General features: G+C 38.1%; 14 protein-coding genes and 1 tRNA gene. All 15 read left to right on the forward strand.

The annotated features are described in order from the left end of the window. Positions 1 to 104 precede the first annotated feature (104 nt). The 15 genes from FBD94_RS02345 to FBD94_RS02415 all read left to right on the forward strand — a co-directional run bounded on the left by FBD94_RS02345 (position 105) and on the right by FBD94_RS02415 (position 17,251). Complete coding sequence (locus FBD94_RS02345; protein ID WP_136878921.1) at positions 105 to 3,710, forward strand: SusC/RagA family TonB-linked outer membrane protein; 3,606 nt, start codon at positions 105 to 107, stop codon at positions 3,708 to 3,710. Positions 3,711 to 3,721: 11 nt separating this feature from the next. Next, entirely contained in the window at positions 3,722 to 5,059 is a 1,338-nt protein-coding gene (locus tag FBD94_RS02350) for a RagB/SusD family nutrient uptake outer membrane protein (RefSeq protein ID WP_136878922.1), read from the forward strand. A gap of 12 nt (positions 5,060 to 5,071) precedes the next feature. Beyond that, positions 5,072 to 6,319, forward strand: coding sequence for a TlpA family protein disulfide reductase (locus FBD94_RS02355; protein WP_205945825.1), 1,248 nt, complete (start codon positions 5,072 to 5,074; stop codon positions 6,317 to 6,319). A 153-nt stretch (positions 6,320 to 6,472) separates the two neighbouring features. Next, on the forward strand, positions 6,473 to 7,426 hold the full coding sequence (locus FBD94_RS02360) for a glycosyltransferase family 2 protein (RefSeq protein ID WP_136878923.1): 954 nt from the start codon (positions 6,473 to 6,475) through the stop codon (positions 7,424 to 7,426). Positions 7,427 to 7,429: 3 nt separating this feature from the next. Continuing rightward, positions 7,430 to 8,398, forward strand: a complete 969-nt coding sequence (locus FBD94_RS02365) for a glycosyltransferase (RefSeq protein ID WP_131611053.1) — start codon at positions 7,430 to 7,432, stop codon at positions 8,396 to 8,398. After that, positions 8,395 to 9,180, forward strand: coding sequence for a hypothetical protein (locus FBD94_RS02370; protein WP_131611052.1), 786 nt, complete (start codon positions 8,395 to 8,397; stop codon positions 9,178 to 9,180). Before FBD94_RS02365 ends, FBD94_RS02370 begins: the two co-directional genes overlap by 4 nt. A 9-nt stretch (positions 9,181 to 9,189) precedes the next feature. Then, on the forward strand, positions 9,190 to 10,722 hold the full coding sequence (locus FBD94_RS02375) for a GH3 auxin-responsive promoter family protein (RefSeq protein WP_136878924.1): 1,533 nt from the start codon (positions 9,190 to 9,192) through the stop codon (positions 10,720 to 10,722). After that, entirely contained in the window at positions 10,723 to 11,874 is a 1,152-nt protein-coding gene (locus tag FBD94_RS02380; protein ID WP_136878925.1) for a 1-deoxy-D-xylulose-5-phosphate reductoisomerase, read from the forward strand. Between the two features lie 36 nt (positions 11,875 to 11,910). After that, entirely contained in the window at positions 11,911 to 13,245 is a 1,335-nt protein-coding gene (gene rseP / locus FBD94_RS02385; protein WP_131611049.1) for an RIP metalloprotease RseP, read from the forward strand. A gap of 5 nt (positions 13,246 to 13,250) precedes the next feature. After that, positions 13,251 to 13,790, forward strand: coding sequence for a Fe-S protein assembly co-chaperone HscB (gene hscB, locus FBD94_RS02390; protein WP_136878926.1), 540 nt, complete (start codon positions 13,251 to 13,253; stop codon positions 13,788 to 13,790). An 80-nt stretch (positions 13,791 to 13,870) separates the two neighbouring features. Then, positions 13,871 to 14,155 (forward strand): DUF3817 domain-containing protein, encoded by a 285-nt coding sequence (locus FBD94_RS02395; protein WP_131611047.1) that lies wholly within the window; start codon positions 13,871 to 13,873, stop codon positions 14,153 to 14,155. Positions 14,156 to 14,215: 60 nt separating this feature from the next. Next, positions 14,216 to 14,295, forward strand: a tRNA-Leu gene (locus tag FBD94_RS02400). A gap of 177 nt (positions 14,296 to 14,472) precedes the next feature. After that, positions 14,473 to 14,790 (forward strand): hypothetical protein, encoded by a 318-nt coding sequence (locus tag FBD94_RS02405; protein ID WP_136878927.1) that lies wholly within the window; start codon positions 14,473 to 14,475, stop codon positions 14,788 to 14,790. A gap of 598 nt (positions 14,791 to 15,388) precedes the next feature. Then, on the forward strand, positions 15,389 to 15,976 hold the full coding sequence (locus FBD94_RS02410) for an RNA polymerase sigma factor (RefSeq protein ID WP_169472190.1): 588 nt from the start codon (positions 15,389 to 15,391) through the stop codon (positions 15,974 to 15,976). A 72-nt stretch (positions 15,977 to 16,048) separates the two neighbouring features. Then, positions 16,049 to 17,251 (forward strand): FecR family protein, encoded by a 1,203-nt coding sequence (locus tag FBD94_RS02415; RefSeq protein ID WP_136878929.1) that lies wholly within the window; start codon positions 16,049 to 16,051, stop codon positions 17,249 to 17,251. Positions 17,252 to 17,282 lie beyond the last annotated feature (31 nt).

Genomic DNA, 17,282 nt, shown 5'->3' on the forward strand with positions numbered 1-17,282 from the left:
AAAAACCAGAGGCGGTGAGAGGCCCCTGGCTTTGTGTTCGGGAAACAGTTATCAGAATTGCGACTAAACAATAATTATCAACACAACCCAAACTAAACAAATTTATGAATTTTTATGATCTAACCCGGCATAGGTTTAAAACCTATCGTGCTGGTCAATTAATACGTATTATGAGGTTAACCATCATCATAATTACTGCCTTATTTATACAAGTGAGCGCTAAAAGTGTTGCGCAGAAAGTTACGATATCGGCAAAGAACGCTCCATTGTTACAGTTGTTTAATGAATTGCGATTGCAGACTGGCTATGATTTTCTTTATTCAGATGAAATGCTGAAAATGGCAAAGCCAGTAACGATAAACGCAAAACAGCAACAATTGGAAACGGTTTTGAAACAGATATTTAATAGCCAGCGACTGGTTTATGTCTTAAAAAACAAGGCGGTAATTGTTGCAATGAAGGAAGAATCCTTATTGGATATTGTGAATTCTTATTTTGCAAGAATTGACGTTCGCGGAAAAGTAAGTGATGAAAAGGGTAAGCCCTTACCAGGTGCGACAGTAAAAGTTAAAAATTCGGATAGGATAGTGATTACTGATGCTAACGGTAGTTTTGTATTCACCGGAATTGATGAAAAAGTAGTGCTGGTAATTTCTTATTTAGGGTATAAAACGAAAGAAGTACCTGTAAAAGGGATAATGAGTATTAATCTTGAGTCTGCTGATTCAGATTTAGAAGAAGTAGGGGTGATCAGTACCGGGTATCAAAAAATCAAAAAAGATCAGCTAACAGGCGCGGCATCAACCATAAATGAAAAACAATACCAGCAACGGGAGGCTATAACGGGAAATTTTCTGGAAAGTTTGGAAGGAAAAGTTCCAGGATTGGTATATAATGGTCAAACCGGAGAACTCACCATTAGGGGAGTATCCACTTTTGATGCAGTAAAACAGCCTTTAATTGTATTGGATGGTTTTCCAACAGAAATTGATTTAAGAACTATTAATCCAAATGACATTGTATCTGTAAGTGTATTGCGTGATGCAGCATCAGCTGCTATTTATGGGGTAAGGGCATCCAATGGGGTCATTATTGTAGAAACCCGTAGAGGGAAAGTTGGGAAGCCAGTTTTTAATCTGCGTAGTTCTCTTGCTATACAAAGTAAACCTGATTTTAGCTACTTAAATTATGCTCCTGCAAGTGAGTTTGTACAATTGCAAAAGGAAAATTTTTATACAGCTAAGCCTTCATATACCTTATTTCAATTGGGGTATTCTAAAATGAACCCTGCTCAGGAGATTTTGTTTGCTGGTCCGCGTACCGGGGTTACTAATCCGGTACTGAGTCAGGCCCAGGTGGACGAAAAATTGCTTGCATTAGGTGCTCACGACAATTTAAATGACTATGAGCGGTTGTTTTATCAGCAAAGACAAGCCAGGAATGTAAACTTCGATGTAAGTGGGGGAGGTGGTGTAAGTACATATATGCTGGGTATTAATTACGTTGCTGAAACTCCTGTGAACCGCAGGTCTGAGAACAAACAGTTCATCCTCAACGTGGCCAATACCTACAAATTTTCTCAACGTTTTAATCTAGACTTTAAAGGTACTTATACCAATGGGGTATTTAAAAGTGGGAATACCCCTGAGTACTCAGATTTTTATCCTTATGAACACCTGGTGGATGGAAATGGAAATGCATTACCCGTATCCATGGAACCATATCGAACATCTACGGGGAAAGTAGTTACTCCAGTGAGAAATGCGGAATTAATGGCTGCAGGTCTTCCAGACCAGTTTTATTATCCTTATAGGGAGCTTAATAGCAATACCAATGCCTTAAAACAATCCTCTGTTCGTTTTCAGGGAAGGCTGAATGCTAAAATCACCAATTGGTTAAATGCAGATGTTGGTGGTAACTATGAGCACCAAAACGGTCTGTCGGATCAGCTCCAACTGGAGGATAGTTATGCCGCTGTTAAGATGGTAAGTACTATGGCACTTAAGGATCTGCTGACTGGTAAGGCAATTTTTTCTAATATGCCACAGGGAAATATTTTAAAGCGACAAAATCAAAAATTAACGAACTATACACTTAGGGCGCAGCTTAATTTGAGCCATAAATTTGGTGAAGACCATGATTTGTCCGGTATATTCGGAGCAGAACAAAAGAGAACGTTAAATCAGGGGTATACCACTACTTTCTTTGGTTATGATGGTCAGTCTATGATTAGTAAACCTATTAATATGGGTGAATTAAATAATGCATTTTTACCCGCATTTGATAATATCGGCTATGCTAGTTTTAAGAATACAGATTATTTTGGCGAAACAGAATCAGAGCGCAGGTTCTTGTCTTTTTATGGACAGGGGACTTATATTTATAAGGCTAAATATGTGGCCACTGGTAGCTTCAGGATTGACAAGTCTAACCTGTTTGGTGTAGATCCAAAGTATAGAAATAAGCCATTATGGTCTGCGGGAGTAAACTGGAGAGTAGGGGAAGAAGATTTTGTTAAAAAGCTGGACTGGATTAACCAATTGCAATTTAGGGCAGCGACAGGTTTTAACGGAAATGTACCTACCAGCAATAACGGTTCTTTCCTGATCCTAAAAACAGGGCTGAATACACTGTTAAATGTACCTCTGATATCTAATACTGTACTAAGTCCTGAGAATCAGTCGCTAAGGTGGGAAACTACAAAAAATTACAATCTCGGCTTAGATTATACTTTATTCAATCATCGGATTTCTGGTTCGGTTGACTGGTATCTCAAAAAGGCTACAGATGTATTTGGTGAGTTTGATGCCGATCCTACTTCTGGTTTTAACCATTACATGGCCAATACCGCTTCTATAGAGAATAGAGGTTTTGAGTTCATGGTAAATACCCAAAATGTCAAATCAGGTCGATTTGGATGGAATACTCAATTAACTGCTTCTTTTAATCAGAATAAAGTACTGGATGTAAAAGCAACAGAGTTTTCGAATTCAGAGTATATCGTTAGTCGTGATAATTCGGTAAAAGGTATGCCACTCGGTGCTTTGTATAGTTACAACTATGGTGGATTAAATGCCGCGGGTCAGCCCTACGTACTGGACAAAAGTGGTAATCAAAAAATACTGGCCTTTTATGGTAACAGTAAGGTTGATGTAACCCAGGAAGATTTGATCTACAATGGAACCACTACACCTAAATATGTATTGGGATTAAATAACCAGTTTAGTATAGGTTCCTTTGATATTTCTGCTTTATTCATGTATTATGGCGGGCATGTGATGCGCGTAGAACAACCTAACCCAAATAATATTGGTGGTTACACTAACAACCCACTCACCGGGTCATCAAATTTTTGGAAGAAGACAGGTGATGAAGCCAATACAAGGGTCCCTGGATATGTTAGGGCCAGTAGTGTCGCACCGGGTTACTATCAGACGTATGCTTTATATGGTTATCAGTATGCCTCGGAGTTTGTACGTAAAGCTGATTACATCCGACTAAGAGATGTGGTAGTTACCTACCATGCTAATGCGCCATTTATCCAAAAGCTGGGGTTGAAAAATACACAGCTGCGTTTACAGGTACAGAATGCTTTCCGCTATACTTTTAGTGGGAATGACATTGATCCTGATGCGATAAACCGTCTTACTGGCGTACGAACATTGGAAAACCAACCTTTATATAGCCTTACATTTTTAACCAACTTTTAACATCAGCCAATATGAAACTTAAATATATAGTTCTGATATTGTTTTTTACAAGCGCACTTTGTGGCTGTAATAAATTTCTTGACATTAAGCCCAAAGGGCTGATTTTACCAGAAAAGGTAAGTGACTATGAAGGGTTATTGAACTCACGTACTTTAACCCAGACTTTTCAAGTTAGTTTACTGCATTTTACAGATGATAATCTGAATTCATTTGATGCCCTAAACCAGTCTGCCGTTGCAAATGCTTATTATTGGCGTCCAATCATTACTATTAATCAAAAGGCCGATCCGGAGGTCTGGGGGCCACTTTACAACGTGATTTATAGTACCAATGTCATCATAAATGATGTGATGAAGGCTACTGATGGTACAATGGAAAAGAAGGAACAGGTAATGGGAGAAGCGTTGGTTATAAGAGCTAATTGTTACCTGGATTTACTTACCGTATTTGCAAAGGCTTATAATCCTGTAACAGCAGCAACTGATCCTGGTCTTCCCCTGGTTACCAGTATCAATGTAACTGATAAAGCGCCTATGCGGTCTTCAGTAAAGGCAACGCTGGATCTTATGATCAGTGATGTTTTGAAAGCCGCCGCATCGGTACCTACAAGTAATTTAAACCGTTACAGGGTAACCAAATATGTGGCTTACGGATTGCTAAGCAGAATTTATTTATATATGGCTGATTATGTCAATGCAAAGAAATATGCGGAGATGGCTTTGGTGGCACCACACAGTACTTTGAATTACAATTCGTTTGCAAGTGATATGGATTTTCCAGATTATGAACTGAGTCCGGAAGTGTTATGGCAACGTACTTCAATAGATTATAGCGCACCGTCTTCTATGCTCTATTCTGTGGATCTGAAAACTTATTTTAACAATGATGATATCCGTTATACTTTTTTAACAACGACCAGCAATGCTGGACTTGGAAGAGGGTCTTTGCCTGGTAACTATAATTTTGGAATATCCTTTCCGGAAATGGAGTTGACAAAGGCTGAGGTACTGGCAAGACAGGGCGATTTTACTAATTCGATGATCATTGTGAACGTTTTAAGAAAAAACCGGATTAAAACTGGAGCTTATGTAGATCAGACTGCAAGTACAGGAGAAGAAGCTTTAATAAAAGTGCTGGCTGAACGTAGACGGGAGTTGGCTTACTCTGGCCTCAGATGGTTTGATATGAAACGTTTAGATCAGGAGGGGCGTATGCCTGTTGTTAACCGACTTAATTTGGATACGCAGGCCATTGATGCTACGCTTGCACCACACAGTGCGCAATATACTTTTGAGATTCCTGTTAGGGTTCAAATGTTCAACCCTGGTATGGAACTTAATCATAAATAAAACGATATAATAATGAAATTAAAATTAATAAGTAGCATTTTTATACTGCTGGGGTACAATAGCTTTGCCCAAAACGCCAAAACCGATCTTTCAGATTCCCTGGTAAAAGATAAGCAGGTAATCTTGGCAAAATATGTTCCTATGGCAAATGGTGAATATTTGTACAAAGGTTACCAGATTCCTATAGATTCATTTATCAATAGGGTTAATGATTTTAGAGCTGATTTTAATGCCCAAATAGCTAAAGATAAGCTTTCTGATTTAAGCATACTTAAAGAAAAGGATGTCATGTTTTACAGTTATAATGTGTTGGCTCATTACCAGATTTATTACGGTATGGATTCTGTAGGCATGGAAAATTTTGGTAAGGTGGTACAGGAGAAAAGAGGAGAACCAAACTTTTATAAATTAATAGATTCTGCACAAAAGAAGGCTTTCCCAAAAAGACTTAGCAATGATGAAAGGAAACGTCTTGATGATATTATAAGGAAAAGCACAGATTTAAATGATGCTGCGTTGTTTAAGACTTCAGCAGCATACAGGACATGGTTAAATGATTATCTTAAAGGTGTGCAACGTAAAAAATATCTGGCCGATACCGCTCTTGGTTACGGAGGGGACAATGTAGCGATGCTTAAAGTTATAGCTGCAGAGATCAGTGATCCTTTTATTAAAGAATACCTGCTTTATACATTTACAGGCACGGTTATTAAATCGGTGAAAAATGCTGGTGCCAAAGAATCCGCTTATAAAGATTTTATGGCCGGCACTACCAATGAGACATATAAAAAAGGTATAATGGAAATCTATATCAATTATAAAAACATGTCGTCCAATGCCGTTTCACCTGATTTTAATTATACGGATATAAATGGTAAGCTGGTTTCTTTAAAATCCTTACGGGGTAAATATGTTTACATTGATGTATGGGCTACCTGGTGCGGACCTTGCAAAGCGGAGATCCCGTTCTTGACTAAAATCGAAAATGACTACCATGATAAAAATATCCATTTTGTAAGTCTTTCTGTTGATCGTATGGCCGATAAAGCTAAATGGATCAGTTATGTGAATGATAATAAATTGCAAGGCATTCAGTTGATGGCCGATAAGGATTTTAGTTCTGATTTTGTGAAGAAGTATAACATCAATTCTATTCCGAGGTTTATTCTAATTGATCCGACAGGTAAAATCGTTTCTGGTGATGCGAAGAGACCTTCAGATCCAGCGCTGAGGAAACAGTTTGACTCGTTATTAAAGTAGTCATAAACATATTTTAGTTTTTATTATAAAACCGATGCCGGCTTTCGATTGAAGGCCGGCATCTTTATATCAGATAAAATTTTCTCCGGATTTAATGGAAGGACATTTTATTTCTCTAAGTTTGCATTTGGTTTTTAGCGTTTATAAGCACACATGGATATTTCTGTAGTCATCCCTTTATATAATGAAGACGAGTCTCTTCCCGAATTAACAGCTTGGATAGCCAAGGTAATGCGGGAAAATAACTTTTCTTACGAGATTCTTTTTGTTGATGATGGAAGTACAGATTCCTCATGGGCAGTTATTGAAGAATTGAAAACGGAGTACGATGGGGTGAAAGCCATCAAATTCAGGAGGAATTATGGTAAATCAGCAGCGCTAAATGTAGCCTTTGCTGCGGCCGAAGGAAATGTGATCATTACCATGGATGCCGATTTGCAGGATAGTCCAGACGAAATACCAGAACTTTATCGTAGAATAAACGAAGAGAAGCTGGATATCATTTCGGGTTGGAAGAAGAAGCGCTACGATCCGATTACTAAAACGATTCCTACTAAATTATTTAATGCGGCAACACGTCGCATGTCGGGCATAAAATTAAACGATTTCAATTGCGGTTTAAAAGCTTATCGTAAGAATGTGGTGAAAACCATTGAAGTTTACGGAGAGATGCACCGTTATATTCCTGTAATTGCTAAATGGGCAGGATTTAAAAAGATAGGAGAGCAGGTTGTAGAACACAGGGCACGTAAGTATGGCGTAACCAAATTCGGACTTAGCCGATTTATCAACGGATTTTTGGATCTGTTGTCTATCTTCTTTGTAGGGAAGTTTGGTAAAAGACCAATGCACTTTTTCGGTTCATTGGGCGTATTGAGCTTTCTTTTGGGAACATTTATGGCGATCTGGCTGATTGGCGTTAAACTATATCACATTTGGATGAGTACCCCTTACAAAAGGGATGTCACAGATCAGCCTTTATTTTATATAGCGCTTGTGGCGATTATCGTAGGTTCACAGTTGTTTTTAACAGGCTTTGTGGCCGAGCTGGTGACTAGAAATGCGACCGAACGTAACCATTACCTGATTGAAAAAGAGATCATATAATCCATGTTTTTTTCAATAATTATTCCGCTTTATAACCGTCCGCAGGAAATTGACGAATTGCTGAATACCTTAACCAAACAGACTTATTTACAGTTTGAGGTTTTGGTGATAGAGGATGGATCCGTAAATGATGCAAAGGCCATTGTAGAGAAATACGCCAATAAACTGGATGTAAAGTATTTTTTTAAACCCAACGAGGGGCAAGGTTTTGCAAGGAACTATGGTTTCGAACGTGCCAAAGGCGATTATTTTGTGGTCTTTGATTCCGACTGTCTGATTCCTGAAGATTACCTGGAGACAGTTAAAGATTATCTTTTTGAGCATAAGCTGGATGCTTATGGAGGTCCGGATGCCGCACATAAAAGTTTTACACCCATACAAAAGGCCATCAGTTATGCCATGACTTCTCCATTTACTACTGGCGGAATTAGAGGTAATAAAAAACACATGGGGCAGTTTCATCCCCGAAGTTTTAATATGGGCGTATCGCGCGAGGTTTGGGAAAAAGTCGGCGGCTTTATTTTAACCAGATTGGGGGAAGATATTGAATATAGCATTCGGATCCATTCCAATGGATTTAAAATTGGATTGATCCCGGGAGCGGTAGTCTACCATAAAAGACGTACAAGTTTTGCACAGTTTTATAAACAATTGCACTTTTTCGGACGGGCAAGGATAAATATTTATAAACATTTTCCGGCAGAGTTGAAGTTGGTGCACTTTTTTCCGGCGGTATTTACCTGCGGCGTAATATTTACAGTGCTGATGAATATATTTTATTGGCCTTTAGCGTATTTGTGTAACTTTATATTGTTGTTATACCTGATGTTGATATTTTTTCACTCATGGCAGGTTAATAAATCGTTAAAGGTTGCATTTTTGAGTATTATTGCTGCGTTTATTCAACTGACAGCCTATGGCTTAGGGTTTATGCAGGATTTTTTTAAAAGAATAGTATTAAAACAACAATGATAGAGTTTTTAAAGGAAAGTACGTTTGCTACAAATGAGGTAATAGGCAAGGCTTGGGCGGTAACCAAGAAGAATTACTTTTCCATCGCCACCCTTTGCTTTTTAATGTTCATTACGTCCAACGCTTCGGGCTTAATGGCATTCTTTTTAAAGGATGTAAATATGGGATTGAGCGTATTGATGGCGTTTTTCTTCATTATGTTTTACTTTACCATCAACCTTTCGCTCTTTAAATACATCTTTCACCTGCTGGACGATGATTTGAATGTGAGTATTGTAAGTACAATCCCCACCCGTAAGCAAATCATTAGATTTCTGGTGGCCATGTTATATTTTATGCTTTGTATCATTGGCGTTTATTCGTTAGTGATATTAATTGCATTCCCGTTTATTTACCTCGGAATTAATATGGACATCATTACCAATATTGCCATTTCGGTAGGTATAATCGCTATATTTATTACCTGGATACGAATTTCTTTCTTTCCCTTTTTTATCATTGATAAGAATCTGCCACCTTTTTCGTCTATCAAATTTAGTCTGGCCATCACCAAAGGGAACTTTACCAAAATCTTATTACTGTTATTGGTTCTAGGAGGTTTTCATTTGCTGTACTTGTTCGTTAGTTATTTGCAATGGCCTGTTATTGCTTTCTTTATTAATGTTTTAAGCTCATTTATCGTTGTTCCCTTATCAAGTGTGGCATTAACAATTGCCTACAGAAAAATGATGAGCGAATACAAAGGTGAAGGTGAGCCAGACATTATTCATAATATAGTTTAATCAGTATTTATGGGATTAAAAGCGGCATTAAGTAAGCCATTTGCTGCCTTTGTAGTAAAGGGTATCGACAAATGGAAAAAAAATGCAGTAAAGGCTCAGCAGGATACGCTTAAGCAGCTGGTGGCTGCGGCAAAGGGCACTTCTTTTGGTAAAGACCATCATTTCGCATCGATAAAAACCTACGCGGACTTTAAAAAGCATGTCCCTATACGGGATTATGAAGAGCTAAGACCTTATATTGATAGGGTAGTGGCCGGAGAAAAGAATGTGATGTGGAAGGGCAAGCCTCAATATTTCGCAAAAACATCTGGCACAACATCAGGCGTAAAATACATTCCCATTTCTGCTGCATCTATGCCCGAGCACATTAAGGCTGCACGTAATGCCTTATTGACCTATGTTCATGAGACAGGGAATGTGCGCTTTATTGATGGTAAGATGATTTTCTTGCAGGGCAGTCCGGTAATGAGCAAAAAGAACGGTATCCATGTAGGTCGTTTATCAGGTATTGTGGCCAATTTGGTTCCTGCTTATTTGCAGAAGAATCGCTTGCCTTCTTATCAAACAAATTGCATTGAGGATTGGGAAGAAAAGGTTGATGCGATTGTGGATGAAACAATCAACCAGGATATGACCCTGATTTCGGGGATACCACCTTGGGTACAGATGTATTTTGATAGACTGACAGAAAAGTCGGGTGGTAAAAAGATCAAAGACATCTTCCCTAATTTTGAATTGTTTGTTTACGGTGGCGTGAATTATGAACCTTATCGCTCAAAAATTGAAGCCAGTATTGGCCGAAAGATAGATTCGATAGAGACGTACCCTGCATCAGAAGGATTTATTGCTTATCAGGATAGTCAGCAAGATAAAGGCTTATTGCTACTGGCAAATGCCGGAATGTTTTATGAGTTTATTCCAACAGATGAGTTTTACAATGACCATCCTACCCGCTTAAGTTTGGGCGAAGTAGAGCTGGATACAAATTATGCATTGGTTTTAAATACGAATGCCGGACTTTGGGGATATGTGATTGGGGATACCGTTAAGTTTGTATCTAAAGATCCATATAAGATTATGGTGACAGGCCGAATTAAACATTTTATATCGGCCTTTGGCGAGCATGTGATTGGTGAAGAGGTTGAACATGCATTGTTGTCGGTTGCCAATGAAGAGGGGGTTGGAATTACCGAATTTACGGTTGCTCCTCAAGTGAGTACCCCTGCAGGCGAATTGCCTTATCATGAGTGGTTTGTAGAGTTTTCTAATCCGCCAGCAGATATGGTGTCCTTTAGTAAAAAGGTAGATGAGGCTTTGCAAAAAAAGAATATTTACTATTTTGACCTTATTGAGGGGAAAATATTGCAACCTTTGATCATTCGTTCTTTACAAAAAGATGCGTTTGTAAGCTATATGAGGACACAAGGTAAGTTGGGGGGACAAAATAAAGTTCCACGCCTTGCCAACGACAGGAAGATAGCGGATGATTTAAGTAGTTTTATAACTCGTCAGAGTGATGACGAAGAAGAGAGGGGAGTTTAATTGAAAAATATATCCATTTTAGGTGCTACGGGATCTGTAGGTACCCAAGCTTTAACGGTTATTGAGGGGAACCCTGAATTGTATAGGGTTTCTGCGTTAACTGGGAACGGGAATGCAGCATTGTTAATTGAGCAAGCTTTAAAGTTTAAACCAGAACTGGTTGTAATTACAGATGAAAGTAAATATCAAGCGGTAAAAATGGCTTTGGCTGGAACAAATATTAAGGTTCTGGCAGGAGAAGAAGCTTTGTGCGAAGCTGCAGTTTTGGATGGCGTAGATATAGTGCTTACCGCAATTGTTGGATCGGTAGGGTTAAAGCCCACCATTGCCGCAATCAAGGCGGGTAAAGATATTGCTTTGGCAAATAAAGAAACACTTGTTGTTGCGGGTGACCTGATCACACAACTGGCAAGGGAAAATGGAGTAAGAATTATTCCTGTGGACTCTGAGCATTCGGCGATTTTTCAGTGTTTGGTTGGGGAGTCGACAAATTCAATTGAAAAGATTTATCTTACAGCTTCCGGGGGACCTTTTAGAGGTAAGGATCGTTCTTTTCTTAAAGGAGTTACAAAGGCAGAAGCTTTGAAGCATCCTAATTGGGTGATGGGGGCAAAGATTACTATAGATTCAGCTTCGTTAATGAATAAGGGCTTGGAAGTGATTGAGGCCAAATGGTTATTTGATCTGGATGTAGATCAGATCGACGTGATCGTGCATCCTCAATCTATTGTACATTCACTTGTGCAATTTAATGATGGATCGATGAAAGCGCAAATGGGCTTGCCGGATATGAATTTGCCGATTCATTATGCCTTGGCCTACCCAGATAGAATAAGTAGTGATTTTAAACGTTTCAATTTTATTGACTATCCGGAGCTTAATTTTTATAAAGCCGATTCGGAGACGTTTAGAAATCTTGACTTGGCTTATGTCGCCTTGCGTAAAGGAGGAAATATGCCTTGTATTATCAATGCAGCTAATGAGGTGGTGGTAGAAGCCTTTTTACAAGACAAGATTGGGTTTTTACAAATGAGTGATGTGATTGAAGCTTGTATGGAAGGGATAGGCTTTATTGAGCAGCCCAGCCTGAGTAATTATTTAGAAACAGATCTGCATACACGTATATTTGCAAGTCAACTGGTAACAAAATAGAATTTTTAAGATCAAATAGAATATTAAAAGAAAAATATGAGTGGATTGATTATGGCTGCCCAGCTATTGTTGGGATTATCGTTCTTGGTAATTTTACATGAGTTAGGACATTTCTTGGCGGCACGTGCCTTTGGAATTAAAATTGAAAAGTTTTATCTGTTTTTTGATGCCTGGGGCTTTAAGCTGTTTAGTTTTAAAATGGGCGATTGTGAGTACGGCATAGGTTGGTTACCCCTAGGTGGCTATGTTAAAATTGCCGGTATGATAGATGAGTCTATGGATACTGAACAAATGGCACAACCGCCACAGCCTTGGGAATTCAGATCCAAACCAGCCTGGCAGCGTTTAATCGTTATGCTTGGTGGTGTAGTTGTGAACATCGTAGTTGGTATTTTTATTTTCTGGATCATGACCTTTATGTATGGAGAAAGCTATATTGCGAATAGTTCAGCGCTTAATGGTGTTAATCCAGGGGTTGTTGGTAAGGAGCTTGGCTTGCAAAAAGGAGATAGGATTATTGCCGTGAACGGGAATAAGGTAATCCGTTTTGATGAATTGACCAGTTCTGAAGTATTGATGGGCAATAGTAATTTAACTATTGTACGAGGTAATAAAACCATCGATATTAAAGTTCCTGATAATATCTTAAATAAGATAGCTGATTCTGGAGTAGAAGGATTTATTAGCAGAATGCCGCTTTTAACTACAACACTTGATAGCATCGTGCCTGGGAAATCTGCGGCTAAAGCGGGTCTTCAAAAAGGTGATCGTATTGTTGCCGTAAATTCGATTCCAGTTAAATATGACGCTGATGTAAGAGAATTGATCCCTAAGTTTAAAGGCAAGACTTTAACTTTTGAGGTAACTAGGGGGACTGAGCACTTAACTTACGCTGTTCCTGTAGATACATTGGGTACAATCGGTATTAACTTTAATATTAAAGAGCTTAGAGAAGAGACCATCAAGTATAGTCTGTTGGCAGCACTGCCAATTGGTATAAAACAAGCCTGGACAACTTTTAGCGATAATGCTAAAGGGATATGGAAGGTCTTAAAAGGCGATATTAAAGCGAATAAGGCCTTTTCTGGTCCTGTTGAGATCGCACGTAAGGTTTATGGTGGGGAGTGGATCTGGACGAAGTTCTGGCTTTCTACAGGCTTTATCTCAATCGCATTGGCATTTATGAATTTGTTACCGATTCCTGCATTAGATGGTGGACATGTTGTGTTCCTTGTGATTGAAATGATTAAAGGAAAACCACTAGGTGATAAATTTATGGAACGTTCCCAGTTAGTTGGCTTTGTGATGTTGTTGTCCTTAATGGTATTTGTATTGGGGAACGATATTTTTAAAGCTTTCTTTAAGCATTAAAGCGCATGACTGATTATTTTGGTTTTTACGGTCTGCCGGTTAGTTTTAACCCTGATGCTGCAGCTGTAAAACAACAATTTTATGCCCTGAGTAAAAAGTATCATCCTGATTTTTACATCAACGAGTCTGAAGAAAAGCAGGCGGAGGTGTTAGAAATGAGTACGCTGAATAATAAGGCTTACCAGGTTTTAAGTGATCCGCAAAAGCGTTTGCACTACATTTTAGAATTAAAGGGGCAATTAACGGAAGGTGAAAATTATGTGCTTCCACAAGGCTTTTTAATGGAAATGATGGATGTGAATGAGGCTTTGATGGATTTGCAGTTTGATCCTGATGCAGTTCGTTTGGCGGCACTTAAAGATGAGGTAGCCTTGATTGAAAAGGGTATAGCTGATGAAATTTTAAAATTAACGACTTCTTTTGATAGCCAGGATGCAGCTGAACAAGCAGCTTCTCTGATATCGATTAAGGATCTATATTACCGCAATAAGTATTTATTGCGCATACGTGAAAGTATAAATAAGGCAACTGCTAGTCTGGTTTAGTTGTTAAGACAGTGTAAAAAAGCATTTAAAGGCTTTTTTACACTGTTTATTTGAGGTAATTTCGGCCTTAAATCAATTGCATGAATACATTATCAATTTTTAGAAAAGTAGCTGTCGCTGAAGGTATTTCTTACGTTCTGCTGATATTTATTGCGATGCCGCTAAAGTATTGGGCAGAGATGCCTTTGGCCGTTAAATACACGGGATGGGCCCATGGCTTGCTGTTCGTGCTTTATATTATGTTTTTAATTATGGCATGGGTGGAATATAAATGGAGTTTTAAGAAATCAGCCTTAATTGGGGTTGCTTCCTTGCTACCTTTTGCCCCTTTTTGGGTGGATAAAAAGCTAAAAGAAGAAAATTGAAATAAAAGTTTGCAAATATAAAATCAATTCATACATTTGCAACCCGCTGAATAAGCAAATGCCCAGCTGGCGGAATTGGTAGACGCGCTGGTCTCAAACACCTGTGGGAAACCGTGCCGGTTCGACTCCGGCGCTGGGTACAACCCCTCTCTAAAGCACTTAGAGAGGGGTTTTTGGTTTTTACCTAATTTTAAATATGCCTCTATTGGGGGGAAACGAAGATTTTGGTTCGATCTCCGACGGGGAAGACCAAGCCGGAGTTAGTTCTAATCTTAGTTCTAACTTCGGCTTTTTTTACGAGGTAACAAACTGTTAATATGATAGATAAGTTGTGCCGCAAGATTAACTTTACCGGTTCGACCTTTAATTTCCAAAATAGTCCATTATTCTGGAAAGATCGGGTCGATGATATAACGTATTGCCTCGATATTGCAGAGAAAGTTGATATCAGTAAAAAAGCCTATCTTGGTGATGAATCATTGGTTCTGTTATTTGCAATATATTCCAGGCTTAGGCTTGAACCTTTTAAATGCCGTGAAGAGCAAAAGACAGCATTGCACTGTTTCGATAAACTTCTTGATATTCTCTCAATAAGAAATAAAGCACTTGAAGCCATGGGAAATGTATTGAATTAAGCTCCTATAGATAGCAGTTAAAAAAATACAGCAATCTTCACTTCATCAAAATTTTTGAAAATCGCCTATTTCAATCAATCCGTCCACAAAATGGTTTCGAACTAAACACCACTGACGCATAGCCATTTAAGATATCGTTAAGGGCCTTTTTCTTTTTAGAGAATTGTCAAATCATCGAATTAATGATATTTAGGCTATTTTTGGTTCGAGCCCTTTCCGGTTACCCTGATGATGCAATGGTTCGATTTTGATAACTCCTATAAAAATACTGTTTACAAATTCTATATTTAAAATGGTGAGGGCAGGGCAGTTGACATATTTAGGGGTAAAGTGGACTTGTTGGGGCCAGTTTTGGGCAATTTAAAGATCAAATGGGATTATTGTAATGATCATTGAATTGAGCTAAAAACCGGCAAAGACTAAATCTAAATTTGAGTCGGGAGAGGCTAAAAGATGGCATTCAAGATGATGATGCCAATCAAGGGCCAAGTGTGTCTTTATTTGGTCAGTTGATCGAATGTATACATTAAATCGATTACCAATAAATGTTCGCGAATCAATAATGATATATTTTTCCGTAAATTCGTTAATCGAACATATGAGTAATTATAGCATACATAGTGAGAAGGAGCTTATTGAATTACTCCAACAGGATAATACTTCTGCGTTGAGTAGCCTTTACTATAGCCATGTTAAACAGCTGAAATATTTCATTCAAAAGGCAGCCAAATCTCCTACCATAGCAGAAGATGTTGTACATGATACTTTTATCAAGGTTTGGGAGAACAGGATGCAGATTGATTCAGAACAGCCTTTTAAGCCTTATCTATATACCATTGCTAGAAGACACTTGCTTAACTTGATGAAACGAGCAAATCAAGAATCCTATATAGTAGAAGAAATTAGAAAACATTCAATTTCAGAAGATAATTCTACCGAACAGCTACTGGAATATAATGAAAGTAATTCTTTGTATAGCGAAGCTATAAATAGTCTTCCCACACAATGCAGAGAAATATTTGTAAGGTGTAAAATCCAAGGACAAAGCTACAAGCAGACCGCAACGGAATTAGGTATTGCAGAAAGTACCGTAAACAATCAAATGACCAAAGCCCTCAAATCAATCCGAGAATTTATCACCCTCCGAAATGCTATGATGGTCATTCTAGCATGTATTGTAAAATAATATTAAATTTATTTTCAGTTCACATAGTTGTTTTGTTCCTACCAATTGTAATAGGTATAAAAAGAAATAAAAGTGAACTTAGAAATCATCAACTTATTTAAAAAACATTACAACAATCAATGCAGTTCACAGGAGCTTGATAGGGTAATGGAACTTTTTGCGACTGGAAACTATCAAAAAGAATGGGATCATATCTTAATTGAGGAGTCCCAAAAAGTTATAAGAGAAAATTTGCAGGCCAATATGGCCGACAAAGAGGTTTCTAAGTTGCATGACAGGATTATCCAAAGCATCGGAATACATCAAACAAAAACTGTTAAACTTTATAAAAGTAAATCGTCTTGGGGCAGGATTGCTGTTGCCGCTTCAATTTTATTGTTAGCAAGTTTCGGTTATTACTTCTACAACGTTAAGCATTCTGGCGACAATCAAAATCAGATAGCTTTTCAAAATGATATAGCTCCAGGTAAGAACGGTGCAACCTTAACTTTAGCCAATGGTAAAAAGATTTTGATCAATGATGCACATGCAGGTAACATTGCAATACAGTCTGGCGTTAAAATTTCAAAGACCGCTGATGGCCAAATCATATATGAAATTACAGATAACGACCTTAGAGAAATCTCATATAATACCCTAACTACTACACGAGGGGAACAGACACAGCTGCGTTTGCCCGATGGAACCCTCGTGTTTTTAAATGCGGAATCTTCCTTGAAATATCCAACAAGTTTTGGAAAGTCAAATAAGAGGCAAGTTTCCTTAACAGGAGAAGGATATTTCGAAGTAGCCAAAGATAAATCACACCCTTTTATAGTGAAGACAAAAGATCAGTCTGTGGAGGTGCTGGGGACTCATTTCAATATAGATAGTTATACCCAAGGGTTGGGTTTCAAAACTACCCTGTTAGAAGGTGCTGTTAAAATTATACCCCGAATTGGCAAACCTAAAATCTTAAAACCAAATCAGCAGGCAATAACATCTTCGATTGGAATAGAAATTAAAGAGATTGATGCAGAATATGAAGTGGCCTGGAAGGATGGGTTTTTTATGTTCAATAACGAATCATTGGAAAATATAATGGATAAATTGTCGAGATGGTACAATGTGAAGGTGGTTTATGAAGATCAATCCCTTAAAACTAGATCATTTATTGGCACCATTAACAAGTTCGAAAATATTTCCAAAGTACTTAATATGCTTGAAAAAACCAACGTGGCAACATTTTCCATCAATAAAGAGGTCTTAACAATTAGTAGAAAGAATCAGAATTAAAACAAATCAACAATAAACTAACCCAAACAAA

Source organism: Pedobacter hiemivivus (assembly GCF_005144565.1).
In the GTDB taxonomy this organism is placed as follows: domain Bacteria; phylum Bacteroidota; class Bacteroidia; order Sphingobacteriales; family Sphingobacteriaceae; genus Pedobacter; species Pedobacter hiemivivus.